Source organism: Thiomonas sp. SCN 64-16 (genome assembly GCF_001725585.1).
GTDB lineage: Bacteria > Pseudomonadota > Gammaproteobacteria > Burkholderiales > Burkholderiaceae_C > Thiomonas > Thiomonas arsenitoxydans.
On record NZ_MEGQ01000040.1, the window covers coordinates 18256 to 41646 of the forward strand.

Genomic DNA, 23391 nt, shown 5'->3' on the forward strand with positions numbered 1-23391 from the left:
CATGTTGCGCGTGCTGATCATCGAGTGCCTGTTGTTTGCCCTATTGGGCGCGGTGGCGTTTCGCCTGCTGTATGCCTTTATCGCCCGAACCTGGGCCGTGTGGGGCATCAGCCTGCTGCTGATTGCACTGATCAGCGCGCTGACCTCGGGCGCGGTCGATCCACGCTGGGTTCAGGAATTCGGGGGCGACTCGCTGACCGGGTTTTCGCCGGGCATGCTGCTGGCCGCGCGCGCCGTGGCGTGGATCGTTGGCTGTGTGCTGGCTTGGCTGGCGTTGCGCCGACGCGCTGCATTGGGTTTGGAACAACCTGAAAACATGCCGCCGGGCAACGATTAACGACGTTGCATTTTGGAGCGTGTCTGACATTCGCAGGTCTGGCGAGCTTGATGCAAGTCAAACGCCATGTTGCGCCGCCGCAATCCAATGCTTTGCATTCTGCATAGAGTCTGGAGGATGGAATGGCACTCGAATTTTCAACCCCGCTGACCGCCCTGAGCGACGACGTGGATGTGCTCGTGCTCGGCGCCGGTGGCGCAGGGTATCCAGGGGCCTTTTTTCTCGCCAAAGCCGGGTGGTCGGTGCTGATGGTCGACCCGATCGGCAATCTCGGCGGCGACTGTCTGGCCGAGGGGTGCGTGCCTTCGAAGGCGGTGCGCGAGGCGGCGCTGGTGCGCAGTCTGGCAGACAAATTCGACGGCTTCGGTCTGCGCGGCGGCAAGCCCGCGGTGGACTGGGGCGCGGTGCTGGCGCACAAGGATCGGGTGCAGAACACCCGCTACGCGCAGCATGCGCGCGAGATCGCCGCGGGCGGCGTCGCCTTCGTGCAGGGGCGCGGCGTGATCGTCGCGCCGGGTCGCGCGCGCATCGATGCTGGCGATGGCAGCGGTTCGCGCGAAGTCCGCTTTCGCCAATTGATACTCGGCACCGGCTCGGCGCCTGCGCGCCTGCCCATACTCGGGGCTGATCTGGCGCTGACTTCGCACGATCTGTTCCGCCTCGGCGCCGATCTGCCGCTGCCGCAACACCTCGTCATCATCGGCGGCGGCTACATCGGGGTGGAGACGGCGTCGATGCTGCAGGCCCTCGGCGCCCAGTGCAGCATTCTCGAATATGCGCCTCAGGTGCTGCCAGGGTTCGATGCCGAACTGGCGTCTTTTCTGCATGCCAGTCTGTCGCAGCGCGTGCGCATCGAATGCTCCGCGCAGGTGCTGAGCATCGCGCGCGATGGCGATGGCTATCACGTGCGCTACAAGCAGGGCGGCGGCGAGCGCAGCCTGCAGGGCGACGCCGTGCTCATGGCCACCGGCCGCGTGGCCGTGCTGCCCGAAGGCGTGGAGCACCTCGGTCTGGCGATGGAGCGCGGGCATGTCAAAGTGGACGACACCCTGCGCACGTCCAACCCGCAGGTATGGGCGCCGGGAGATATCAATGGACGCAGCATGTTGTTCCATTCCGCCGTGCGGCAAAGCCTGGTGGCCGCGCACTGCATCGCTGCTGGCGGGCAGGCGGTGGATCGCATGCCGTTCCACGCCGTGCCCATGACGGTGTTCACCGAGCCCGAACTGGCTCATGCAGGACAGACCGCAGCGCAGGCCGAAGCGGCGCTGGGCGCCGACGCCGTGGCCGTGATGCGCTACGACTATGCCGAAGACTCGCGGGCGCAGATCTACGCCGAAACGCAAGGGTTCATCAAACTGGTGTTCAATCGCCAGGACGCCCGCTTGCTGGGGGCGCAGATCGCGGGCATGGACGCCGCGCAACTGATCGCCCCGCTGGCGCTGGCACTCGAACAAGGGCTCGGCGCCAAGGCCCTGGCCGATACGGTGTTTCCGCATCCCATGCTCAGCGAAGGCATCAACAAGGCCGCACGCGCCTTCAAGTTATAGGAACCCACGATGGCCGCAAAGACCCCTGCCCAAGCTGAAGCCGAGCCCGTGCAGTCGGGCGACTGGCCTGAGACAGATCCCAGCAAGGGGCTGAGCGCGAGCGAGGCCGCCGCACGGCTGGCCCGTGTCGGGCCCAATGCCATTGCCGAACAGACCGTCCCGCCGTGGCGGCAACTGCTGGCGAAGTTCTGGGCACCGGTGCCGTGGATGCTCGAAGCCGTTATCGTGCTGCAAGTACTGCTCGGGCGCGGGCTGGAATCGCTGGTCATCGCCGTGCTGCTGGTGTTCAACGCCGTGGTGGCGTTCGTGCAGGAACAGCGCGCCAAGGATGCGCTGGCGCTGCTGCGCAAGCAGTTGCACGTCAACGCGCGCGTGCGGCGCGACGCGCAGTGGCAGCAGATTGCCGCCGAGCAGGTGGTGCCGGGCGATGTGGTGCACATCCGCGCTGGCGATATCGTGCCGGCCGATCTGCGGCTGCTCGATGGCGCCGTGTCGCTCGACGAGTCGGCGCTCACCGGCGAATCGCTGCCGGTGGACGCGGGTGCGGGCAAACCGGCCTACACCGGCGCCATCGTGCGACAGGGCGAGGCCACGGGCGTCGTCACCGCGACCGGCGCACGCACCTTCTTCGGCCACACCGCCGAACTGGTGCGTACCTCCAACGCACCTAGCCACATGCAAAGCACCATCTTCGCCATCGTCAAACGGCTGGTGGTATTCGACCTCGTGCTCGTGGCCATTGTCATCGGCTTCGCGCTGTGGCATCACCTGCCCTTGCTCGACACGGCAGTGTTCGCGCTCATGCTGCTGGTGGCCTCGGTGCCGGTGGCGCTGCCTGCCACCTACACCCTGGCCACGGCCGTTAGCAGCCAGTTGCTGGCGCACCAGGGCGTGCTGGTCACGCGGCTGCCCGCAGTGGAGGAGGCTGCGGCGATGGACACGCTGGTGTCCGATAAGACCGGCACGCTCACGCAGAACAGTCTGCGCTATGCGGGCGCCACTGCGCTCGTGCAAGGCGCGGATGAAAACGCCGTGCTGCGCGCCGCCGCGCTGGCCAGCGACGATGCCACGCAAGACCCGCTCGATCTGGCCCTCCTTGCCCCCGCGCGCGAACGCAGGCTGCTGGCCGATGCGCCTGCGCGCAGCGCCTTTCACCCCTTCGACCCCGCGACGCGGCGCAGCGAGGGGCTCTACACCGTGGACGGCCAGCCCTGGCGCGCGATGAAGGGCGCCGCCACGGTCATTGGTCCGCTGTGTCATCTCGACGCCGCGCAGCAGGCTGCGCTGGACGCGGCGGAGAAACAGCTCGCCGCCAGCGGCGCGCGCGTGCTCGCGGTGGCGGCGGGCGCGAATGATGCGCTGCAGTTGCTCGGCGTGGTGGGCTTGTCCGATCCACCCCGGCCAGACGCTGCCAACCTCATCGCCCAGATCAAGCAGCTCGGCGTGCGCGTGTGCATGGCTACCGGAGATGCCGAAGAAACCGCGCGCGCCGTCGGCGGCGAGCTGGGCCTGGGTACGCGCGTGTGCCACATCCAGAAAGACCTGGCACTCGACCCCTCGCAATGCGACCTCTACGCGCGCGTGTTGCCCGAGGACAAGCACCACATCGTCGCCGCGCTGCAAAAGGCCGGGCATGTCACCGGCATGACCGGCGATGGCGTCAACGACGCACCGGCGCTGCGCCAGGCCGAGATGGGTATCGCCGTGGCCAGCGCTACCGATGTGGCCAAGGCGGCCGCCGGCGTGGTGCTCACCGACCCGGGGCTGGGCGGGGTGCTCACCGTGGTGCGCGCCGGGCGGCAGGTGCATCGGCGCATGCTCACCTACACCCTCAACAAGGTGCTGCGCACGCTGGAAATCGTGGTGTTCCTCACTTTCGGCCTGCTGCTGACCGGGCATTTCGTCATCTCGCCGCTGCTCATCGTGCTGATGCTGTTCGCCAACGATTTCGCCACCATGAGTATCGCCACCGACCGTGTCCACCCCTCGGCCCAGCCGCAGCACTGGCAGGTGCGCCGACTCATGGGCGCGTCCATCGTGCTCGCGGTCTTGAGCCTGCTGTTCGCCTGGGGCATGTATGTCTGGGCACAGGCGCAGGGGCTGAGCCTGGCGCAGTTGCAGACCGTGGTGTTCCTGATTCTGGTGTTCGGCAATCAGGCTGGCATCTATCTGCTGCGCAGCAACGGCCCGCTATGGTCGCTCGCTCCGTCGCGGTGGATGGCGGCAGCCAGTATCGGCGACGTGATCATCGTTTGTCTGCTGGCGGCTTTCGGCGTGTTGATGGCCGCTTTGCCCGGATTCGTCGTGGGCATGGTTTTACTGGCGACGGTCGTTTTCACCCTATTGCTGGATTTGTTGATCAAGCGAGCCCTGTTCCGCCGCTTTGCCATTGCCTGAAGGAGGTTTTCCATGTCTGACCCCAAGCCCAAGCCCGCCAAACCCAATCTCAACGTGCCTTTTTTCTGGCCGCTGCAACTCGCGACCGATATGGCCGAGCAGGGTATGGAGCTGGCGGCGCGTAATGTGAAGTTTCTCGACGAGGAGTTGCTTCTGCACGGGGGCATCAAACCCAAGCTCGCCACCGAGCACACGGTGCGGCTGAAGCTGCGCACACTCGATCTGTGCGACTACTCCGCGCCCGGTGCCAAAGGCATTCCCACCCTGGTCAATGCGCCCTACGCCGGCCACACCTCGATGATCGCCGACTATCACGAGGGCCAAAGCCTGATGCAGACGTTGAAAAACAGCGGAGTCGGCCCGCTATTCCTCACCGATTGGCACAGCGCCACGCCGGACATGAAAGACCTCGAAGTCGATCAATACCTCGGCGACTTTCTCGCCTGTATCGACGACCTTGGCGGCCGCGTCAACCTCGTCGGCCTGTGCCAGGGCGGCTGGATGGCGGCGATGCTGGCCGCGCGCTTTCCCGACAAGGTCGCCAGCCTGGTGCTGGCGGGCTCGCCCATCGACACCCACGCCGGCCACGGCCCCTTGCTGAAAATGGTCAAGCAAACGCCGATGAGCTTCTATGAAGAGCTGGTGGAAAGCGGCGGCGGGCTGATGTTGGGCAAATACATGCTGGCCGGCTGGAAGAACATGCACCCCGAGCAGCACTATGTGCAGGAGCACATCGACCTGTACGAGCACATCGACGATCCGGTCTGGCTGAGCAAGACCGAAGCCTTCGAGCGCTGGTACGAAAACCCGCTGAACCTGCCCGGTCGCTGGTATCTGCAAGTCATCGACCAGCTGTTCCGACGCAATCTGCTGGCCAAAGGCCAGTTCATCGGCCAGGGCCGTGCGCTGCACCTCAAAGACATCACCTGCCCGCTGTATCTGCTTGCGGGCGAGAGAGACGACATTACGCCGCACGAGCAGGTCTTCGCCGCTGAAACCCTCTGCGGCACACCCGCCAGCCAGATCGAGAAGCGCATCGTGCCTGGCGGACATGTAGGCCTATTCATGGGCAAGCGCACGCTCGACGAGGCGTGGCCGCAAATCGGCGCGTGGATCAAGACCAAGGGCGTTGACAGAGCCTAAACATTCGCTGTGATTACGCGCTGCCGATCAGGATGCCCGTGGCAAAAACCAGCAAACCGCCGACAACCACCTGTAGCACCGCCAAGCCGAAGGGCGTATCCATATAGCGCTTGCGAATCCAGGCAATCACGATCAACTCCACGCCGACCACGAGGAAGGCCAGCGTGGTGGCGAGGTGGAAGTTCGGGATCAGGTAGGGCAGGGTGTGGCCCAGGCCGCCCAAAGCGGTCATCAGACCGGTGATGCCGCCGCGTAGCCAAGGGCTGCCACGCCCGGTGAGCGAACCATCGTCTGACATGGCTTCGGCGAACGCCATGCTGATGCCAGCGCCCAGCGCGGCTGCGAGGCCGACCAGAAAGGTGGCCCAGGTGTCATGCGTGGCGAAGGCTGCGGCGAACAGCGGCGCCAGGGTAGAGACCGAACCGTCCATCAACCCCGCCAGGCCAGGTTGAACGAAGCGCAGCACAAAGGCGCGGCGCTGGGTTTCGCGCTCGGAGCGTATGGCTTGCGGCGTGATGAACTGATTGCCGAGCGCTTCGGCTTTCTGCTCGTGCGCCGCCTCGGCGGCGGCGAGATCGCCGAGCAACTGGCGAATGCCGGTATCGGTCGCGTGCCGCGCGGCCTTGGCGTAGAACATGCGCGACTCGGCTTCCATCAACTCGGCCTGGGCGCGAAACTTGTCCAGATCGATCGGCTGTACCAGCCACAGCGGCTTGCGCTCGATAAAGCCGCGCACGTCCTGGCGGCGAATGAGCGGAATGCGATCGCCAAACCGTTTGCGGTAGAGATCAAGCAGACGATGCCGGTGTGTGTTTTCTTCGGCCGCCATGCCGCGGAACAGCGCGGCCGTGTCGGGATAATCGGCGTTCAACGCCTGCGCGTATTGGCTGTAGATGCGCGCGTCATCCTCTTCGAGCGAAATGGCCAGGGCGAGCAACTGCTGCTCGTTCAAGCTGGAGAAGTCCAGCGTGGCGGTGTTGCCGGGCATGGAGAAAAGCGAGCTCAGGTTCATTTTTGGGGCATTAAGAACAGTGCGATTGCCCCCATTGTCGGCAGGCGCGTGCGGCCGTGCAATGCGCCCCTAAAATGCTTCCATCGCGCCAAAACCTGGAGAATCGTGTGGAGCAACCTGTGATTGATGTCGACCTGGATACGCGCGGACTGAACTGCCCGCTGCCTATCCTCAAGGCCAAGAAAGCACTCGCCCAGATGCAAAGCGGCCAGGTGCTGCGCATCGTCTCCACCGACATCGGTTCGGTGAAAGACTTTCAGGCCTTCGCCCGTCAGACCGGCAACGCCCTGGTCGATCAAAAGACCGAGGGCGGCGAATACCACCACCTGCTGCGGCGGCGCTGAAGGTGCCGCACACACCCACGAAGGGCGCTTCCCGTATTCGATAGGGCATCGAAGGGCCTCGGTCTGCCCACCGGCCAGAGTGCCGCAACGCCATTTTTACCCACGCCCCGAGCCCGACTCCTAGGCAAGCTTTAGCTTGCTGCGTGGCCTGCGCACAAATTGTTGATATAGGCGCTGAATTCCGGTCCGGTCTCGGGGTGAGACATGCCCAGTTGCACCGTGGCTTCGAGATAGCCGAGCTTGCTCCCGCAGTCGAAACGGCGGCCGCTGTAGCGATAGGCGTACACCGCTTCTTCATGCAGCAGCGCGGAGATGCCGTCGGTGAGCTGAATTTCGCCTCCGGCGCCGGGTTTGCCGTTGCGCAGATGATGAAACACGCGGGGGCTGAGGATGTAGCGGCCCACGACCGCCTGGGTGCTGGGCGCGACGTCCGGAGCGGGTTTTTCGACAATGCCCGACAGCGAGGTCAGCCCGGGTGTGATTTCCTGCCCGCTGACGATGCCGTAGCGTTTGGTGTGCTCGCGCGGCACTTCTTCGGTGGCGAGGACGCTGCGGCCATGGCGGCTGTGAATCTCGACCATTTGCGCCATGACGGGCGGCTCGCCGACGAGCAAGTCATCGGCGAGGATGACGGCAAACGGCTCGTCGCCCACCAGACGCTCGGCGCAAAGTACCGCCGCGCCCAGGCCGTTGGCCACGGGCTGGCGCACGAACACGCATTGCACGTTGTCGGGTTTGACGCTGCGCACCACATCGAGCATGGCCTGTTTGCCCGCTTCTTCGAGTTGATGCTCCAGTTCGTAGGCGGTGTCGAAATGATCTTCGATGGCGCGCTTGTGGCGGCCGGTGACAAAAATCATTTCGGTGATGCCCGCCGCATAGGCCTCTTCGACCGCATATTGAATGAGCGGCTTGTCGACCACGGGCATCATCTCTTTCGGAGTGGCTTTGGTCGCGGGCAGAAAACGCGTGCCGAGACCGGCAACGGGGAAGACAGCTTTGGTGATGGTCGGGGGCATGGGGAGTATGACGGTGGGGTCGAAAATGAGATCGATACTAACAAGGGAATGATTGATGCTGCGGCGCAGTCATCCACCGGGAATGCGGTGTTGGACTCCACCCGGCAAGAGAACTCAATCACGCCGTCGCGGAACATAGCCCTCGGCCAGAATGCGCGCCCAGACCGCGCGCTTTTCTGCCGGGCTCATCTCCACCCAGCGACCGACCTCCGCCGCGGTGCGCAGACAGCCGCGGCAAACATCGTCGAACCCGGTGGAGCACACGCCGACGCAGGGGGTGTCGGGCTCGCTCGTGTCGTCGGGTTGACCCGCTGAAGCGACCGAAGTGCGCGTCATACGGCCGCACCTTGTAAGGCGAGGGTGCCGCTGCGCCCGGCAATGCTGCCCAGGCGGACCGCATGGTGTGGCAATGAGGCCAGGTTCAGCGAGTCGGCATAACCGCGCATCGAGGTGCAATGCAAGCCTGCCGCCTTCCAGCCTTGCAGCAGACGGTCGAACACGGGAGCAAGACGGCCGCCTTCCAGCTCGGCGTGCAGGGTGTAGACATGGTCGCGCCCGTCGGTGCTCAGGCGCAGGAGGTGATCGGCCACATTGTGTTCATTCAAGCCGTCCACGCCGATCAGCTCGTCAAGCGTCGGCAGGGTGGTTGGCAACTGGGGAACGGCAAGTGTGCGCCCCTGCACCACCGGCAGAAAGGGGTGGGTGCCCCGACCGTCCGAAGCCAGGGTGAAGCCGAGTTCCTGCTCCAGCAAATAGGCCGCGTCGTTCATCTGCCAGCCGGCGGCGCCGTGCACTTGCGGGGGGCGGCCGAAGATGTCGCCATAGCGGTTGGCAGCGAGCTGAAGCTGACGGCGGGTCCAGTCGGCATTTTTGCGCACCACGTAGTCTTGCCAGAGGATGTGATCCCAGGTGTGCACGCCGGTTTCATGGCCGGCGCGGTCGGCGTCTCGCATGGGATCTGCGGCGCGTCGGCCGATGTCCGGGCCGGGGAGCAGGGTGCCGTACAGCAGGGTTTTCAGGCCGTAGTGGCTGGTCACCGAAGTGCGCTGAACCTTGGCGAGGAAGCCGGGGCGAAACACCCGCTTGAGCGCGCGCCCGGTGTGATCTGGCCCGAGGCTGAATAAAAAGGTGGCGCGGAGTTGATGTTTGTCGAGCAGACGCAACAGGGCAGGTACGCCTTCGAGCGTGCCCCGCAGGGTATCGACATCGACTTTGAGCGCAAGAATGGGCATGGAATCAGACAGAAACAGGGCGAGCCTTTGAGAGCCACATCGTAGAGGACTTGACCTGACACAGCCTTCGCGCAAAGCGGGTCTGCTTCAATGCTTGCAGACATTGAGAATGCATCTGGAGGAATGGACATGCACGCCTTGTTTTCAACTTGTGATCTGTGCGATGCGCACCGCGACGCCCTGCACACCGATGCGCTGCGGGTGCTGCCGCCGGTTTTCCGCTCCTTCGGCAAGATCAGCCGTTTTCGCGGCAAGATCGCCACGGTGCAGTGTCACGACGACAACGCCCTGGTACGCGCCACCCTGGAGTCGGCCGGCATGGCCCGGGTGCTGGTGGTGGATGGCGCCGCCTCGATGAAGCGCGCGCTCCTGGGCGGCAACCTCGCTGCGCTGGCCAGCCAGAACGGCTGGGCCGGGGTGCTGGTCAATGGTTGCGTGCGCGATGTGCATGAAATTCTGCAGGTGCCCATCGGCGTGCTGGCGCTGGCATCCATGCCCGCTCCGCCGGAAAAGCACGGCAAAGGCAGGGTCGATGTCGCGGTGACGATTCAGGACGTGATCGTGCGCCCCGGCGAATGGCTCTACGCCGATGAAGACGGCGTGATCATCAGCCGCGAGCAGCTCGGGCTGGCGCTCTGAAATCACGGGCGCCGTGGAGCAGCTTCAGGTCAGAATGCGACGGCGGGCCAGGGGCGGATTGGTGTCGAGGTAGGCGCGCAGGCCTTCAAAAATAGCGCGCGCGATTTGCTTGCGATAGGCCGGAGTCTGTAGCCGCGCCTCTTCTTCCGGGTTGCTGATGAAGGCGGTTTCCACCAGCATCGAGGGAATGGTGGGCGACTTCAGCACGGCGAACCCTGCCTGCTGCACTTGCTTGGAATGCAGATGCACCAGCTCTCCCATTTTGCCCAGCGTGGGTCGGGCCATTTTCAGGCTGGCATTGATTTTGGCGGTAGTGGACATATCGAGCAGCACCTTGGCCACTTGATAGCTGCGCGAGTTGATGTCGATGCCGCCAATGGCGTCGGCCGCGTTCTCGCGTTGCGCCATCAGCCGCGCCTCCACGCTGGACGCGCCGCCATCGGACAGGCAATACACCGAAGCGCCGCGCGCCTCGGGCGTGAACCAGCCGTCGGCATGGATGGAGGTGAACAGGTCGGCATTGGCCGATTGCGCCTTTTCCACCCGCGTCCACAGCGGCACGAAGTAGTCGCTGTCGCGCGTCATCATCACTTCCATGTGCGGTGTGCTCATGGCCAGGTCGCGCAGGTGGCGGGCGATGAGCAGCACCACATCCTTCTCGTGCACCCCGCTGGGGCCCGTGGCGCCAGGGTCTTCGCCGCCATGGCCGGGGTCGATCGCCAGCAGCACGCTGCGAAAGTTGCGGCGGTCGCGGCGCACGGGGTCGGGGCGTTGCGCTGGTGGGGGCGCATCGGCGCGGGCGAACTGCTGCGGTTGCCCGGCTTGCGGGCTGTCGAGTTCACTGCGGTGCTGGCGGATCCAGTCGCCAAGCGAATCCGGCTGTTGTGACTGGGCCTGAGCGAGGGTTTGCGGCGGCGTATTGGAACCGGCGCCGAGCTGGCGTTCGCGGTCGAGCGCTTCTTGCTGCTGCATGAACGCCATCAGCCGGTCACCTGAATGGGCGGGATAAAGATCGAAGACCAGCCGGTTTTGATAGGCCGCAACCGGCAGCAGGCTGAAGACCTGCGGTTTGACCGCCTGCTTCAAATCAATGACCAGGCGCACCACGTCGGGCTTGAACTGGCCCACGCGCACGTCTTTGATGAAGGGATCGTCCGCCTTCACTTTGCCCGCCAGATCGCGCAACTGGTTGTCGAGCTGCAGGCCCTGAATGTCCACCACGAGTCGCGGCGGATCGCTCAAGACCTGGTGGGTTGCGCTCAGGGGGCCGTCCGACTCCAGCGTCAGCCGGGTGTATTCGGGCGCCGGCCAGACGCGGATGGACATCAAGGTAGCGCCTCGCGCAATCATGGGGGCCGTCAGCAGCAGCACGAGGCTGGACGATTGCACGAGAAAACGCCGGCGCGGTGGGGTCATCATGTTCAGGCTCCTGCTCAAAAACCGGGGGAGCAGCAGCCCACCCACGGCATCAACCGGACTTCAAACCCTCCGGCAAGGCGCGAAACAAACGCTGTCCCAGTTCAGTCCCGGCCTGCAACGTGCACCGGCGCTGCTCTCCCAGCGGTTCGAGGTGCACGCTCAAGTCGGCAGCGGGCAGCAAATCCTGCGCGCGCTGCGGCCACTCGACCAGACTGACCCCCGGCCCGCCCACGACATCGCGCAGTCCAGAATCGTCCCACTCTTGCGGGTCTGAAAAGCGATAAAGATCAATGTGATAGGCCGAGGTCCGAAGAGTTCCCTTGAATTGTAGGTCCGGAATGTCGAGGGTGTACTCTTCCAGCAGGCTGAAACTGGGACTTTTGATGCGCCCTTGCACGCCCAATGCACGCAAAAAAGCGCGTGCAAAGGTGGTTTTCCCTGCGCCGAGATCGCCGTCGAGGGTGATCAGTAGGCGGGGCGTCGGGTGTTGCGCCCACGCCAAAGCCAGGGCTTGCGCCAGCGCTTCGGTGTCGTGTTCATTGGCAAGCAGCAGGGGCAGGGCGGCAGGAGGCATGGATAGATTTCTAGAATGGCGCGGATGGAGCAACTCAGCACATCGCCCGAGCGTCTGCGCGCGCTGGCGCAAGACATCAAACAGCAGGGGCGTGCGCTGGGATTTTCGCAAATCGGCATCACCGGGGTCGATCTGCGCTCGGCCGAGGCGCCCCTGCTCGACTGGCTGGCCGCAGGACACCACGGCAGCATGGACTACATGCAGCGACACGGCCTCAAGCGCGCCCGCCCCGCGGAACTGGTGCCCGGCACGCTGCGCGTCATCACCGCCCGCCTGGACTATCTCCCGTGCGCAAGCCCGGCCAACTGGCGCGATGCGGAATGGCAAAGGCTGGCGCAACCCGAAGCGGCCACGATCTCCGTCTATGCCCGAGGACGCGACTATCACAAGGTGCTCAGGCGCAAACTGCAGCAACTGGCCGATTACATCGCCGCCCAGATCGACCCGGGCGTGGTGCGCGTGTTCACCGACTCCGCCCCCGTGCTGGAAGTGGAGCTGGCGGCGCGCGCCGGGCTCGGCTGGCGCGGCAAACACACCCTGCTGCTGCAGCGCGATAGCGGATCGATGTTTTTTCTGGGAGAAATATTCATCGGTCTGCCCCTCCCGGTAGATGCCCCCGCAAGTGCCCACTGCGGCACCTGCCGCAAATGCATCGACATCTGCCCGACGCAGGCCATTCTTGGCCCGGAACAACTCGACGCGCGGCGCTGCATTTCCTACCTGACCATCGAACACGCAGGGCCGATTCCCCTGGAACTGCGTCCGCTGATCGGCAACCGCATCTACGGATGTGACGACTGCCAGCTGATCTGCCCCTGGAATCGTTATGCCCAGCGCAGCTCCTTGCCCGATTTCGATCCCCGCCACGGTTTTGACCAGGCCCAGCTGCTCGACCTGTGGAGTTGGAGCGAAGCGCAGTTCGAGCAGCGCACCGAGGGCAGCCCGATTCGCCGCATCGGCTTCGAGCGCTGGCAGCGCAACCTCGCCGTTGCCTTGGGCAACGGCCTACGAGGCAATCACGAGACGGCCTGGCGCCAGGCGGCCACTCAAGCACTGCAGAGCGCACTCCCGCATGCCAGAGCGCTGCTGCAAGAGCATGTCCGCTGGGCTTTGGCCCAGGCTGAAACCGACCCGGGGGAAATCACCCGGTAGAATGGCTAGCTTCGTCGGGGCGTAGCGCAGTCTGGTAGCGCATCTGCTTTGGGAGCAGAGGGTCGGAGGTTCGAATCCTCTCGCCCCGACCAAATAATATCAAGTAAATCAATGAATTACAGAACAAGCCCACACTGACACTGTGGGCTTTTTTTCGTCTTTGGGACATCAATTTGTCCCCGTATTGTCCCTGGAGTGTCCCAAGAATCCCCCCGTTTTTTGTCCCCGGAATGTCCCAAGGGTGCCAAAAAGCGGCAAGCGCCCCCCCAGTGCATGAGTTGCCTCAACAAGTTCTGTAGTCCCTGATTTCCCGGAGATTTGCCCGGCCAGCCATGCGCACTGCCGGGCTTTTTCATGTTTTGCCGCCCCTGCGCATATCCCTGCATACAGACTTTCGGGGATTGCCATGCCGCACCCACAGCACACCACCACGCCTCTCCTGCTCGACATTCGTGCCGCCGCTGATTTGCTCGGGTTTTCCTACAGCACCATCCGGCACTGGACGTACCGCAGCAAGCAACCACCCGCGCACTGGCCTCAGCCCGTCAAAATCAACACCTCGCTGCGCTACCGCGTCGCCGATCTGGAGAACTGGGTCGCCCGCATCGGGCAACCGGATCACGCCACAGGCGAAGGCGCTGCAACGCCCATCACCCTGCCGCAGCCAGCGCGCCGGGGGCGACCGCGCAAGGGCCACAGCCTGCAGGAGCTTTGACATGGCGCCCCTGCGCACGCCGCAGGCCGCCCGTGTCCGTCTGTCTGCAGTGCTCCAGCAAGCGCTGGGCGCGCATGACCAGTGGTTGTTCGATCTGCAAGGCTGGCAAGACAGGGCGCAGGCGGCGCGTCGTGCCCGCACGTCGTTCAATGCGCCCAAGCCACGCGTCCCGCCGCCGCTCCTGATCCAGGCCAGCACCGGGCTGGGCAAGTCCTACCAGATCGCGCAGATCGCAGCACAACGCCAGACGCCCCTGCTGTTCCTGACTGCCACCAGAGACTTGCGGGACGCATTCGTTGCCGCCGTGGGCCAGGCAGGCGGGCAGGCGCAAGCCTACTCGGGCCGTGCCCACGCCCCAGGACAGCCGCATCATTGCCAACGCATTGAGGACGGGCGCAGTCTGGCCGCCAAGCGCCGCATTCAGCAACCGCTACTGTGCCGTCGCTGCAAACATGGCTTGCGCGAACAGCGCGATTTCTACCGGGCCGTCGGATCAGATCGGCAACTCGCGCGCATCCAGAGCGTCATCGAGAGCGCCGGGTTCCACGAAGAGATCGAGCGCACCACTGCCTGCAACTGGATAGCGCACCAGCGAGACACCCGCAGCGCACCCATTGTCGCCGCGCACTACGCCAGCTTCTCCAGCGCGCTGGCCCAGTGGCGCCAACCCATCTTGAGCGCAGACGACCTCAACCCTCCCGATCTGCCCCGCCTGATCGTGATCGATGAAACGCCGCCACTGGCCCAGACCGTCACCATCACCAGCGAGGACATTGCGCAATGGTCGGCACAACTGGGGCCAGCGATCGAACGCGCCCGAGCCGATCAAACAAAAGCGGAACTGCTCCTGCGCATGGCGGAGCGCGAAGAATCCAGGAAGCTGGCCCAGGCCGACATCAAGGACGCAAACAGGCGTCTTGCGTCTTGCAAGGCGGCGCAAGACTTGCTCCCCTTGCTGGCGCACTGGATCGCAGAGAGCGCCCACGCCGCTGATGACCGCCCTATCGACCCGCAGCCAGGCGTCCAGCAGTGGGCGCAGGATCGCCTCGTCACTATCCAGGACGGCGCAGCGCTGTGGGAAGCGGCGCACATCGACAGTCGCCACAACGCGGGAGACTGGGTTATTCCCTTGCGCGCAGCCGCCGCACTGGGGTTCAGTCTGCGACTGGACAGCGCATTTGCCCGATCCGGGAGCATCCAATGTGTTGCACCCACGCCATTGGGTGAAGCAATCGCTTCAGGCAAGCACCCTGTATTGCTGCTGGATGCCACGGCACCGCGCATCATCCAACATATCGTGCGCGCGCATGGCGGAACAGTCGAGGAAATACGCGTCAAGCAAAACCTGCACCTCAATATCTACGCCGACACGCCACGCTTGCGCAAGGACATCCGCAGCAACCAGGAAGCCTTGCAACAGCGCGTCACCGAAGTCCGCGCCGCGCGGCAACTGGCGGCTGATGAGCAGATGACCGATGCACAACACATCGGCGTCCTGACCTTTGAGCCCGTTGCCGAACGGCTGGGCGGCATGGCGCGCAGGGTTGGTCACTGGTTTGCACATGAACGCGGCACCAATGCCTTTGAGGACAGAGATTTGGTGGTGTTTGGTGAACCGCTCGAACATCCGCATGCGCAGCGGGCGAATTATCTCGGTGAGCGCGCTATGGCGCTTGCAGCCGGAGCCGCAGAAACAGACTGGCCTCGCTGGGACGCCGCGCGCGCGCCAGCGGTCTTCCAGGGCCGACGCTCGGCGATCCGCCTGCCGACGCACCCTGCGCTGCGCGACTGGGCGGCAGACCAGTTCCGCCAGCGACTGCTGCAGGCTGTTGGCCGCGTGCGCGCCGTCTCAAGCCAGGAAACCCGTACCGTCTGGCTCTGGGCTGCGTCGGCTATCGTGGTGGACTGGGAAGCGCAAACGGGCATTGCACCGCAATGGCGCGCGTCGCCAGCCGAGTTTCGGCACAACAAGGGGCGGGGATTGGGCACACAGGCCGCCAACACCGCAAAGGAGCAAGCCACATTGCGCAAGCTCGTCGAAGCCTTCCGAGTCGCCTTGGCAGGCGGCGTCGTGCCGTCCAGGCGAGTTTGCGCGGTCACGATGCGCCCCGAGGCTTACGCCAAACATCGGGATTCAGCGCTTCGTCTGGCCTTGCACGACATGCCGCAAGCAACACTGCGGCGACTGGCTGGACTGAAGGACAGGCGTGCAGAATGGGCGATCCGTGTTGCGTTGCAGGAAATCGCAAGGCTGAACACGACTGTGCCGAATTCCCAAGTGGAACCACCAACACCTCAAAAATCGACGGCTTGATGGAACTGGTACCGTCTATAGCTATAAGAATATCTATAGCTATAGACGGTACCAGTCTCCTGAACCCAAAAAAACAAAAAGCAGGGGCAAGGAAACATTTCAACCAACGGCATCTGCGAGCTTCGTCGCAGACCAAGACAAAAGCAGCGAACGAAGAAATTCCGCCACTGTTTTTTTCTTTGCCCCTTGCCTGTGCGCCGCCACAGGCGGGTGCAGTTTGTGTCGATTTTTCCTTGCCCCTGCTTTTGACTTTGCGCCGCCGCAGGCGGGTGCTTTTGCACTGCGTGCGGCGCTTCCGCCGGTTACCGCGCCGCGAGCAGGGTATGCAGTAGCGCTACCGCGATGACCAAGCCCCATCCACCGGTAGCCCAGAGACGGAACAGCTTCGACCCGGACTCAGACCAGACTACCGACAGCAGCCCCATCGTGCAGACCACGGCAACCAGCAACCACCCCATCAGCGGCAAGACCACCGCGTTGAACATGGCCCCAGCGAGAAACACCAGCGCCAGGGTGAGCATGCCCAACAACGTCGGCATCACCACCGCCCGCATTTTCAGCGCCGCAGCCGCCTGCTCCATGGCGTTGGTTGCCACGAGGACTGCGCGGGCATCTGTGGCGGCCTGCGCCGAACGGATGACGCCGCTCAACGCATCATGAAGCGCCTTTTCTCCGTTGCGTAGCGCCGCGCTGACGCCGGTTGCGGCATCTTCCTTGACCGCACCCGAGAGCTTCTTGAACAGCGCTGCATGCCGATCTGCCGCATCATTGACGGCCTCTGCTGCACGGGAACCCGAGGCGGCAATGGCCGAGGCCATCCGTTCCGTGGCTTTGCTGGCGGCGGCGTCGAGCTTTGCCGGAACGCTCTCCAACGACTGCACCCGTTCCACCGCACCGACAACCGACAGGGCTGCCGTTTCGGTGCGCAGCATCAGTGCGGCCATTTCCCAGATCGGATCGTCCGCGCTCCACTGCGCGTCCACCGCCAGGCGCAGCGCTGTTTCCTTCACGTCGGGTTGCAGACTGGATAACACCTTATCGCGTGCGTTCATGTCAAACCTCCAAAGCAGGGAAAAGCGGGGCCAGCGCGCGGCGCGCCGACGCCACCCAGCGGGCGAGCACGCTGCGCGTATGCAGATGCAGCACATGAGGCTGGGCCTGCAGCAGCGCCGAATACGGCTTCGCGTGATTGAGCACCTCTGTGAATGCGTCTCTGGGCTTGAGCGCTGGAAACACCGCTTCATGCCCCGCGTACTGCTTGCGATGCACGTCATACCAACTGGACTCTTCCGGCTTCATATCGAATGCTGGATAGAGCACCATGCGGTTACCCGGATCGATCACTGACAGCAGCCCGGATGCCAGAGACTCCTGGAGCGCATCGGAGCAAGCCTGCCCTTTCCCGAGTGAGAACGTCGCGGCCAGGCGATAGCCCAGGGCATCGGCCATGTCGCGCAGAATTTCAGCTTGCTGATCGAGAGTCTGGGAAGCATTGGCGGGCAAATTGAGCACGACGCTGTCTGCCGTGTTGTTCTCCAGCCAGATGCCAAAACGTCCCATCACGGCATCCGCCTCGCTGGGATCGTTCAAGTTCAGATAGACCGACTCCATTCGAGCATCGCCTGCAAAACGACTGGCCACGTCTTTGTTGTTATCGCCATCCACGAGCGCCAGTGTGGTATTGCGGGACAGCAGCCAGTCGGTCACGACCGAGGCCACCACGGATTTGCCTACGCCGCCCTTGTCGCCATGGGAGAAGTAAATCGTCTTCGTTGTCATGATGCGTGCTCCGTTCAGATTTCTGGAATGGGAGAGATGGAATCAGCGGGCTTGCCCAAGCGGACAAACCGCTCCTGCGTCGGCCTGACGTCTTGGGGCTTGGCAGGTGTCTCGGGCGGTATGGGCCTGAGCTTGCCCGCCGCCAGGGCCGCGCGTGCGCCACGCATGGAAATGCGCAATCGCTCGCCTAGGACACGCGCCTGAACGCTCTGGTCAACGTCGGGCAAGCTCCATCCCAAGTCTGGCGCCAAGGCCGTTGCAATGTCTCCCCATGACCAGCCGGTGCCACGCAGTCGGTCGATCTTGTCGGCCCAAGATGCCACTTGCGCGGTGTACCGGGGTGGTGCTGCTTTGAGTAGGGTGTCGATTCCCATGTTCTTTCTCCAATGAAGCGAGCACATGCCCGCAATTGGATATGCGTAAGGGCGGCACGATTTGTTGCGCATCGGTGGCGAGTGTCGGCGCGCATCGTGGAATCGAGGGCGGAAACGAGCAGACCTGGCGGGTTCAGGTGCCTTGCGTTGCGCGATTTGCACCGCACTATGATGAAAAAGCTCGTTATCCGACGAGGCATGCCGTTAGGTGACGACCGTCATCAGGATGCGCCGTTTGAAAATAAGTGCAGGGTAGGGGGCCGTCCCCACAAGCCTCGAAAACCTGCGCACTGGCGTGCTTGTTTTTCTGCGTTTGTGCGCTCGTCCCCACCTGCTCAGGCTCCGCCCGAGACCCGAAGGGCAGCGTTCTCGGCTGCGCCTTGAACGCCAAAGTCAAAGGCAACTGCAAAGGCAACAGCAGGGGCAAGGAAAGCATCGCCCACCTGAGCGCCCGGTACGCATCGCGCTTTGCCGCCCCCGGCGCATATCCCGGTATCCCCACCCTTTCGGAGATGCCGAAATGCAATCCAATCCAGGCGACCTGATCGCCTTCCAGTTTGAATCCACCGCCGTGCGCGTGCAGGTGGATGACGCGGGCCTGCCGTGGTTCAGCGCCAGCGATGTCTGCTCCATTTTGGGGTTCGGCAATTCGCGTCAGGCGCTCGAATCGCACGTCGATCTTGAGGATGTCCAGAAACTGGACACCCTTACGGCGGGTGGTCGCCAGCGTCAGAACCACATCAACGAGTCGGGTGTTTACGCCCTGATCCTCGGCAGCCGCAAACCCGAAGCCAAGCGCTTCAAGCGCTGGGTGACCAGCGAAGTCCTACCCGCGATCCGCAAGACCGGCACCTACTCGGTTCACCCGACCCTGGTGGACATCCAGCGGCAGGCTCGCGCACAACGCGGGTTGACCGACAACCTGGAAACCCGTGTAGCTGCGCTGATCGGAGTGCAGCAGATGATCGCTGCGGTGCCCGGCGTGAAGACGTCGATGGCCGCCGCCGTCGCCCTGAGCGTGATCGAGCGCGAAACCGGCCTGCACCTGGACGGCTTTCGGGCGGCGCTGCCTCGGAACTCCGAGCCGATGGCGACGATGAACGCGACCGCCGTCGGGCGCGCGATTGCCGAGCCTGCCGTCACCACCAACCGGCTGCTGGAGCGCCTGGGCCTGCAACGGCGCAATGCGCGGGGCGAATGGGAACTCACCGAGGCGGGCAAGCTGCATGGCGAAGCCTATCCCTACAGCAACGGCAAGCACTCGGGCTACCAGATTCTGTGGAAACCGTCCGTGGTCGCCATTCTGGCCGAGCCCGAATTCGAGTTGTATCTGCAATGAAGCCCCAACTCACACCACCCACCTCGCGGGGCGTCGCAAGAGGCCCCAAGCGCAAGGTTTCCGAATGGGGCTGGCTGACCGGCTTCGATCTACAGCAGGCCTGGGGCATCGGCAGCAAGCCTGCGAATCCAGGCATGCCCGCAAAGCGCAGGCCGACAAAGCGCGTCGCAAAGCGTTTTGCCGCCCCTCGCACATAACCGATCAAGCAACCCTCACAAAGGAGAATCCTCATGGCTCAAGCCAACCCTTATCTCAATGCCCGCCGCGAGTGGGACGAGCGCTACGGCGATCAAATCTCCCGTGCCCGCTCGTGGCGCATCGCCGCCATCGCCGCGCTCTCCGTGGCCGCCGTCGCCGTGGCGGGCGTGGCCTACATCGGCGCGCAGAGCAAGATCAAACCCTTCGTGGTCGCCATCGACAAGATGGGCAGCCCGATCGCCGTGGCGCAGCCCAGCAACGGCTCAGGCGTGACCCAGCGGATCATCGAGGCGCAACTGGCCAACTGGATTGTCAACACCCGCATGGTGCTGCCCGACCAGACCGCGCAGCAGAACCTGCTCAATCGCAGCTACGCGATGCTGTCGAGCAACGCGGCCAGCACCGTGAGCGACTGGTTCAAGGCGAACAGCCCGTTTGGCGCCGCCTACACCGTCAACCCGCAGGTCAACAGCGTGTTGCCGACCGGGGCCAATACCTATCAGGTGAACTGGACGGAGGTCAAAGCCACCCCAGGCCAGAACAGCACGACGACCCACTGGAAAGCCCAGATCACGGTCGGCGTGGACGCCAAGCTGGCCGACAAGCCGCAAGTCATGCTGGACAACCCACTGGGCATCTTCATTCAGTCCCTCAACTGGACGCAGAGCGTGTCCTGATCCACCCCATTTCCATCTCACCCGGAGTGATTCCCATGAAACGCACCCTTCTTGCCGCCGCCCTGTCGGCCTCTTTCCTTGCCCCTGCCTTTGCAGCAGGCACGATTCCCCCGGTCGGCACGCCCGACAACGGGCGGACCAGCCATGAACTGGTGAACCAGACTCCGCCTGTGCCACTGTCCTACCGCGCCACCGACGCCGCTGCGCAGCAGTGGCTGCAAACCGGGGTGGCGAACGACATCATCGGCACCAACGGCCAGGTCATGTACGCCTACGGGCAGAGCCGCCCAACCATCACCTGCGCGCCGCTCCATGTCTGCGTCATCAACCTCCTGCCTGGCGAGCACATCACTAGCCTGAGCATCGGTGACAGCGTGCGCTGGCTGGTGCAGCCGACCAACGCAGGAGATCGGCCTGTGGTCATCGTCAAGCCGACGCAGGCCGGGCTGGTCACCAACCTGGTCGTGACGACCGACGCCGGGCGGGTCTATTACATGACCCTGAAAAGCGACGCCCACGACTATGTGCCGCTGGTCGGCTACTACGACCCGCAGCAACTCGTCATCAATATGCAGCAGCAGGCCGCCCAGGCGCGCGCCGCCGAGCAGGCCAAAGCTGAAGCGAAGAAACAGGCCGTGGTTGCGCCGCTGGGTGACATCGACCCCGCCAAGCTGGACTTCGACTTCACCTGCAAGGCGGACAACGGCGACAACGACACCAGCATGCTGCCCGTGCGCGTGTTCGCCGGAGGCGGTCACACCTACCTGCAAATGCCGCAATCGATGAAGTTCACCGATGCGCCTGCGGTGTTCAACACCAGCAACGGGGCCACCGAACTGATGAACAGCCGCCTGGTGCATGGCTACTACGTCATCGACGGCCTGCCGAGCAAATTCAATCTGACGCTGGGTGTCGGCAAGGATGCCCGCACGGTGGTCTGCCAGCACGGCGGGCAGGACAGCGGGTTCTTCGGCTGGGCGCGTTAAGCCACAGTCCACAACACACAAGGGGCATTCATGATGGTTGACGAAAACAGCAAGCCCGCGGGCTCGATCGAGGGGGCGCCTTCTGCCGCGCTTCCGCCCATCGCCGACGTGATCGGGCCTGGGAAGACCGCCAAAGAGGGCAAAGGCAAAGGCATGAAGCTCAAGGCCGAGCCCAAGCAGGGCAAGCGCCTGTCCAAGAAAAGCAAGACGATGATGTTCGGCGGGTTGACCGTGCTCAGCGCGTTGATCCTGATCGGTATCGCCACGTCGGGCAACAAGTCCGCGCCTTCGGACGGCTTGTCGGCCAGCAGCACCGATCAGGTTGGCATGAGTGCCGCGCCGACGCCGACCGCATCTCAGTCCAGCGCCTTTGCCGTGCGTGGAGTCGGCGGCGTCGTGCCGGCTGTGGCCGCGTCAACACCCGCGCTGGCAGCCAGCGGGGCAGGGGATGCGCTGGCCCATCCGCAGGGGGTGACGCTGCAACCCGGTCAGTCCACGGCCCTGACGCCCGCACAGAAATATCACCAGTGGCTTGTCGAGCAACACTACAAGCGTCTGGAAGGTCTTGTGCTGGCGGACCAAAGCGCGCACCTCTCCGAGACCGGCGTCGGCGGCAAGGGCCTGATGCAAACCGCAGGAGCGAGCCGGACTCAGACCAGCCCGGAAGACCTGCTCGCGATGCAACGCAAACTGGCGCAGGACATGGCGCAGAATCCGCAGGCCGCGAATGACCCCAACGTGCGCCAGTTGCTGGCCTCGCTGGGTGGCATGAATGGCATGAATGGCATGGGGGGCGCGGGCGCGCAATCTGGCAATCAAAGCTTCCTGAACGCCCAGCAGAACCAGGCTGACAACGGCTATCTACAGGCCGCCGTGCAGCCCAAGGCGTCCAATCACGAACTGTTCGCCGGTTCGGTCATCCCCGCCGTTCTGCAAACCGGGATCGACAGTGACCTGCCCGGCACGATTACCGGCATGGTCCGGCAGACCGTGTACGACAGCCTGAATCCCAGCGTTGTCCTGATCCCGCAAGGCACCAAGATCATCGGCGCGTACAGCAGTGATGTGGCCTATGGCCAGAGCCGCGTACTGGTGGCCTGGAACCGGCTGATCTTCCCGAACGGGTCGATGATCGACCTGAAAGGCATGGTCGGCGCGGACGGGCAGGGTGAGAGCGGACTGCACGACCAGGTGGACAACCACTATGCGCGGATCTTCGGCAGCGCCATTCTGATGAGCATGCTGGGGGTCGGCGCGCAGTTGAGCCAGCCACAGACCGGCAACGCGCTCACCACACCGAGCGCCAGCCAGCAGGCAGCGGGAGCCCTTGCGCAGCAGATCAACACCGTCGGTACGAACCTGCTCAACAAGAACCTGAACATCCAGCCGACGCTCAACATCCGGCCAGGCTACACGTTCAATGTGCTGGTGAACCGGACGATGATTCTGCCGCCGTACGCCGGGGGGTGATGGCAATGCATCGTCGGGATAGCGGCAGAAGCAATCCCGACGATGAGATCTTTTTGACCGCCACAGCCAGCAGATCAAGTGCCTGACGCTGGTCGATGAGTACACGCGAGAATGCCTGGTCGTTGATGTGGCCGGGTCGATCCATTCGCGCAGCGTGATCGAGATACTGACCCGCATCATCAGCGACCGAGGGGCACCGCGCTGCCTGCGCTCGGACAATGGTCCGGAATTCGTCTCGCGCGCGTTGCTGCAATGGATAGTGGATCAGGGCATCGAGACCGTACTGATCGACCCGGGCAAGCCCTGGCAGAACGGCACGACCGAGAGTTTTAACGGTAAGCTGCGCGACGAGTGCCTGAACCTGGAGTGGTTCCGCAACAGGACCGAGGAACGCATCGTGATCGAGGACTGGCGCCAGCACTACAAGACCGTCAGACCGCATTCCAGTCTGAGCTATTTGACACCGCAGCAGGCCGCCCAAGTCACTGCGGCAGGATTACTAACCGAAGCTAGATTGCAAATCCCGGTGGGGTGAAAAATCCGAGCAGGTCACTGCCACAACGGACTCAACGAAACATGAATCGGTCTCAATCAGATCCGGCATGCATTGCGTCGGCTATCAAGTCCTACGACGTCCGCGATTTTTTCCGGTATCCAGAGCGAACGGGATTCCAACTGTCGCCCGGCGGGAGCCACTTGTCCTTTCTCGCCGTCCATGTGG

23 protein-coding genes, 1 tRNA gene and 1 pseudogene are annotated in these 23391 nt (G+C 63.9%); 16 read left to right on the forward strand and 9 right to left on the reverse strand.

Annotated elements, in window-relative coordinates; genetic code table 11:
• Nucleotide 1 precedes the first annotated feature (1 nt).
• From ABT24_RS11525 to ABT24_RS11540, 4 genes are all read left to right on the forward strand, one after another.
• Nucleotides 2–337 (forward strand): hypothetical protein, encoded by a 336-nt coding sequence (locus tag ABT24_RS11525; RefSeq protein ID WP_013123412.1) that lies wholly within the window; start codon nucleotides 2–4, stop codon nucleotides 335–337.
• 122 nt (nucleotides 338–459) lie between these two features.
• Nucleotides 460–1887: a dihydrolipoyl dehydrogenase gene (locus ABT24_RS11530; protein WP_276731416.1), complete on the forward strand. Its 1428-nt coding sequence runs from the start codon at nucleotides 460–462 to the stop codon at nucleotides 1885–1887.
• 9 nt (nucleotides 1888–1896) lie between these two features.
• Nucleotides 1897–4284: a plasma-membrane proton-efflux P-type ATPase gene (locus tag ABT24_RS11535; RefSeq protein ID WP_276731414.1), complete on the forward strand. Its 2388-nt coding sequence runs from the start codon at nucleotides 1897–1899 to the stop codon at nucleotides 4282–4284.
• A 12-nt stretch (nucleotides 4285–4296) separates the two neighbouring features.
• On the forward strand, nucleotides 4297–5427 hold the full coding sequence (locus tag ABT24_RS11540) for an alpha/beta fold hydrolase (RefSeq protein WP_276731412.1): 1131 nt from the start codon (nucleotides 4297–4299) through the stop codon (nucleotides 5425–5427).
• 13 nt (nucleotides 5428–5440) lie between these two features.
• Here the strand turns inward: ABT24_RS11540 and mbfA are convergent, their stop codons facing one another.
• Nucleotides 5441–6415, reverse strand: a complete 975-nt coding sequence (mbfA, locus tag ABT24_RS11545; protein ID WP_276731409.1) for an iron exporter MbfA — start codon at nucleotides 6413–6415, stop codon at nucleotides 5441–5443.
• Between the two features lie 98 nt (nucleotides 6416–6513).
• Here mbfA and ABT24_RS11550 point away from each other — a divergent pair, with 98 nt between their 5' ends.
• Nucleotides 6514–6783, forward strand: coding sequence for a sulfurtransferase TusA family protein (locus tag ABT24_RS11550; protein WP_423837840.1), 270 nt, complete (start codon nucleotides 6514–6516; stop codon nucleotides 6781–6783).
• A 131-nt stretch (nucleotides 6784–6914) separates the two neighbouring features.
• Here ABT24_RS11550 and galU read toward each other — a convergent pair whose 3' ends face one another.
• The 3 genes from galU to ABT24_RS11565 all read right to left on the reverse strand — a co-directional run bounded on the left by galU (nucleotide 6915) and on the right by ABT24_RS11565 (nucleotide 9034).
• Nucleotides 6915–7802, reverse strand: a complete 888-nt coding sequence (gene galU, locus ABT24_RS11555; RefSeq protein ID WP_013106180.1) for a UTP--glucose-1-phosphate uridylyltransferase GalU — start codon at nucleotides 7800–7802, stop codon at nucleotides 6915–6917.
• Between the two features lie 114 nt (nucleotides 7803–7916).
• Nucleotides 7917–8138 carry a DUF1289 domain-containing protein gene (locus ABT24_RS11560; protein WP_276731404.1) on the reverse strand — a complete coding sequence of 74 codons (222 nt, stop codon included), beginning with the start codon at nucleotides 8136–8138 and terminating at the stop codon, nucleotides 7917–7919.
• Nucleotides 8135–9034: a polysaccharide deacetylase family protein gene (locus ABT24_RS11565; RefSeq protein WP_276731402.1), complete on the reverse strand. Its 900-nt coding sequence runs from the start codon at nucleotides 9032–9034 to the stop codon at nucleotides 8135–8137. The genes ABT24_RS11560 and ABT24_RS11565 overlap by 4 nt, the downstream gene beginning before the upstream one ends.
• A 129-nt stretch (nucleotides 9035–9163) precedes the next feature.
• On the opposite strand from ABT24_RS11565, the gene rraA reads away from it, so the two are divergent.
• Nucleotides 9164–9673 (forward strand): ribonuclease E activity regulator RraA, encoded by a 510-nt coding sequence (rraA, locus tag ABT24_RS11570; protein ID WP_276731398.1) that lies wholly within the window; start codon nucleotides 9164–9166, stop codon nucleotides 9671–9673.
• 24 nt (nucleotides 9674–9697) lie between these two features.
• Here rraA and ABT24_RS11575 read toward each other — a convergent pair whose 3' ends face one another.
• Nucleotides 9698–11092, reverse strand: coding sequence for an N-acetylmuramoyl-L-alanine amidase (locus ABT24_RS11575; RefSeq protein ID WP_276731395.1), 1395 nt, complete (start codon nucleotides 11090–11092; stop codon nucleotides 9698–9700).
• A gap of 49 nt (nucleotides 11093–11141) precedes the next feature.
• Entirely contained in the window at nucleotides 11142–11666 is a 525-nt protein-coding gene (gene tsaE / locus ABT24_RS11580; RefSeq protein WP_276731393.1) for a tRNA (adenosine(37)-N6)-threonylcarbamoyltransferase complex ATPase subunit type 1 TsaE, read from the reverse strand.
• A 24-nt stretch (nucleotides 11667–11690) separates the two neighbouring features.
• Between tsaE and queG the strand changes: the two genes are divergently transcribed.
• From queG to ABT24_RS11600, 4 genes are all read left to right on the forward strand, one after another.
• Nucleotides 11691–12818: a tRNA epoxyqueuosine(34) reductase QueG gene (gene queG / locus ABT24_RS11585; RefSeq protein ID WP_276731389.1), complete on the forward strand. Its 1128-nt coding sequence runs from the start codon at nucleotides 11691–11693 to the stop codon at nucleotides 12816–12818.
• Between the two features lie 15 nt (nucleotides 12819–12833).
• A tRNA-Pro gene (locus tag ABT24_RS11590) sits at nucleotides 12834–12910 on the forward strand.
• 314 nt (nucleotides 12911–13224) lie between these two features.
• Nucleotides 13225–13533, forward strand: coding sequence for a helix-turn-helix transcriptional regulator (locus ABT24_RS11595; protein ID WP_013106174.1), 309 nt, complete (start codon nucleotides 13225–13227; stop codon nucleotides 13531–13533).
• Nucleotide 13534: 1 nt separating this feature from the next.
• Nucleotides 13535–15847 (forward strand): hypothetical protein, encoded by a 2313-nt coding sequence (locus tag ABT24_RS11600; RefSeq protein WP_276731381.1) that lies wholly within the window; start codon nucleotides 13535–13537, stop codon nucleotides 15845–15847.
• A 302-nt stretch (nucleotides 15848–16149) separates the two neighbouring features.
• Here the strand turns inward: ABT24_RS11600 and ABT24_RS11605 are convergent, their stop codons facing one another.
• The 3 genes from ABT24_RS11605 to ABT24_RS11615 are packed head-to-tail and all read right to left on the reverse strand — an operon-like array spanning nucleotide 16150 to nucleotide 18000.
• On the reverse strand, nucleotides 16150–16899 hold the full coding sequence (locus tag ABT24_RS11605) for a hypothetical protein (protein ID WP_276731378.1): 750 nt from the start codon (nucleotides 16897–16899) through the stop codon (nucleotides 16150–16152).
• Nucleotide 16900: 1 nt separating this feature from the next.
• Nucleotides 16901–17626, reverse strand: coding sequence for a P-loop NTPase family protein (locus tag ABT24_RS11610; protein ID WP_276731375.1), 726 nt, complete (start codon nucleotides 17624–17626; stop codon nucleotides 16901–16903).
• A gap of 14 nt (nucleotides 17627–17640) precedes the next feature.
• Nucleotides 17641–18000, reverse strand: a complete 360-nt coding sequence (locus ABT24_RS11615) for a hypothetical protein (protein WP_276731372.1) — start codon at nucleotides 17998–18000, stop codon at nucleotides 17641–17643.
• A 380-nt stretch (nucleotides 18001–18380) separates the two neighbouring features.
• Between ABT24_RS11615 and ABT24_RS11620 the strand changes: the two genes are divergently transcribed.
• The 6 genes and pseudogenes from ABT24_RS11620 to ABT24_RS11645 all read left to right on the forward strand — a co-directional run.
• Nucleotides 18381–18545, forward strand: coding sequence for a hypothetical protein (locus ABT24_RS11620; RefSeq protein WP_286737857.1), 165 nt, complete (start codon nucleotides 18381–18383; stop codon nucleotides 18543–18545).
• On the forward strand, nucleotides 18521–19339 hold the full coding sequence (locus tag ABT24_RS11625) for a BRO-N domain-containing protein (RefSeq protein ID WP_276731370.1): 819 nt from the start codon (nucleotides 18521–18523) through the stop codon (nucleotides 19337–19339). Before ABT24_RS11620 ends, ABT24_RS11625 begins: the two co-directional genes overlap by 25 nt.
• 230 nt (nucleotides 19340–19569) lie before the next feature.
• Complete coding sequence (locus ABT24_RS11630; RefSeq protein WP_276731367.1) at nucleotides 19570–20214, forward strand: VirB8 family type IV secretion system protein; 645 nt, start codon at nucleotides 19570–19572, stop codon at nucleotides 20212–20214.
• 35 nt (nucleotides 20215–20249) lie between these two features.
• Complete coding sequence (locus tag ABT24_RS11635) at nucleotides 20250–21200, forward strand: TrbG/VirB9 family P-type conjugative transfer protein (protein ID WP_276731364.1); 951 nt, start codon at nucleotides 20250–20252, stop codon at nucleotides 21198–21200.
• 153 nt (nucleotides 21201–21353) lie between these two features.
• On the forward strand, nucleotides 21354–22670 hold the full coding sequence (locus tag ABT24_RS11640; protein ID WP_286737860.1) for a TraB/TrbI/VirB10 family type IV secretion system protein: 1317 nt from the start codon (nucleotides 21354–21356) through the stop codon (nucleotides 22668–22670).
• A gap of 61 nt (nucleotides 22671–22731) precedes the next feature.
• Nucleotides 22732–23205: pseudogene (locus tag ABT24_RS11645) on the forward strand (integrase core domain-containing protein); the annotation flags it as partial.
• Nucleotides 23206–23391: the final 186 nt, after the last annotated feature.

Excerpts from the sequence above, each read along its gene's own strand:
- ABT24_RS11565 (WP_276731402.1), bottom strand. The coding sequence starts at position 9,034 with ATGCCCATTCTTGCGCTCAAAGTCGATGTCGATACCCTGCGGGGCACG.
- ABT24_RS11525 (WP_013123412.1), top strand. The coding sequence starts at position 2 with ATGTTGCGCGTGCTGATCATCGAGTGCCTGTTGTTTGCCCTATTGGGC.
- ABT24_RS11630 (WP_276731367.1), top strand. The coding sequence starts at position 19,570 with ATGGCTCAAGCCAACCCTTATCTCAATGCCCGCCGCGAGTGGGACGAG.
- ABT24_RS11615 (WP_276731372.1), bottom strand. The coding sequence starts at position 18,000 with ATGGGAATCGACACCCTACTCAAAGCAGCACCACCCCGGTACACCGCG.
- ABT24_RS11530 (WP_276731416.1), top strand. The coding sequence starts at position 460 with ATGGCACTCGAATTTTCAACCCCGCTGACCGCCCTGAGCGACGACGTG.
- ABT24_RS11610 (WP_276731375.1), bottom strand. The coding sequence starts at position 17,626 with ATGACAACGAAGACGATTTACTTCTCCCATGGCGACAAGGGCGGCGTA.
- rraA (WP_276731398.1), top strand. The coding sequence starts at position 9,164 with ATGCACGCCTTGTTTTCAACTTGTGATCTGTGCGATGCGCACCGCGAC.
- ABT24_RS11550 (WP_423837840.1), top strand. The coding sequence starts at position 6,514 with ATGCTTCCATCGCGCCAAAACCTGGAGAATCGTGTGGAGCAACCTGTG.
- tsaE (WP_276731393.1), bottom strand. The coding sequence starts at position 11,666 with ATGCCTCCTGCCGCCCTGCCCCTGCTGCTTGCCAATGAACACGACACC.
- queG (WP_276731389.1), top strand. The coding sequence starts at position 11,691 with ATGGAGCAACTCAGCACATCGCCCGAGCGTCTGCGCGCGCTGGCGCAA.
- ABT24_RS11625 (WP_276731370.1), top strand. The coding sequence starts at position 18,521 with ATGCAATCCAATCCAGGCGACCTGATCGCCTTCCAGTTTGAATCCACC.
- ABT24_RS11575 (WP_276731395.1), bottom strand. The coding sequence starts at position 11,092 with ATGATGACCCCACCGCGCCGGCGTTTTCTCGTGCAATCGTCCAGCCTC.
- ABT24_RS11535 (WP_276731414.1), top strand. The coding sequence starts at position 1,897 with ATGGCCGCAAAGACCCCTGCCCAAGCTGAAGCCGAGCCCGTGCAGTCG.
- ABT24_RS11600 (WP_276731381.1), top strand. The coding sequence starts at position 13,535 with ATGGCGCCCCTGCGCACGCCGCAGGCCGCCCGTGTCCGTCTGTCTGCA.
- ABT24_RS11595 (WP_013106174.1), top strand. The coding sequence starts at position 13,225 with ATGCCGCACCCACAGCACACCACCACGCCTCTCCTGCTCGACATTCGT.
- ABT24_RS11635 (WP_276731364.1), top strand. The coding sequence starts at position 20,250 with ATGAAACGCACCCTTCTTGCCGCCGCCCTGTCGGCCTCTTTCCTTGCC.
- galU (WP_013106180.1), bottom strand. The coding sequence starts at position 7,802 with ATGCCCCCGACCATCACCAAAGCTGTCTTCCCCGTTGCCGGTCTCGGC.
- ABT24_RS11605 (WP_276731378.1), bottom strand. The coding sequence starts at position 16,899 with ATGAACGCACGCGATAAGGTGTTATCCAGTCTGCAACCCGACGTGAAG.
- ABT24_RS11560 (WP_276731404.1), bottom strand. The coding sequence starts at position 8,138 with ATGACGCGCACTTCGGTCGCTTCAGCGGGTCAACCCGACGACACGAGC.
- mbfA (WP_276731409.1), bottom strand. The coding sequence starts at position 6,415 with ATGCCCGGCAACACCGCCACGCTGGACTTCTCCAGCTTGAACGAGCAG.
- ABT24_RS11640 (WP_286737860.1), top strand. The coding sequence starts at position 21,354 with ATGAAGCTCAAGGCCGAGCCCAAGCAGGGCAAGCGCCTGTCCAAGAAA.
- ABT24_RS11540 (WP_276731412.1), top strand. The coding sequence starts at position 4,297 with ATGTCTGACCCCAAGCCCAAGCCCGCCAAACCCAATCTCAACGTGCCT.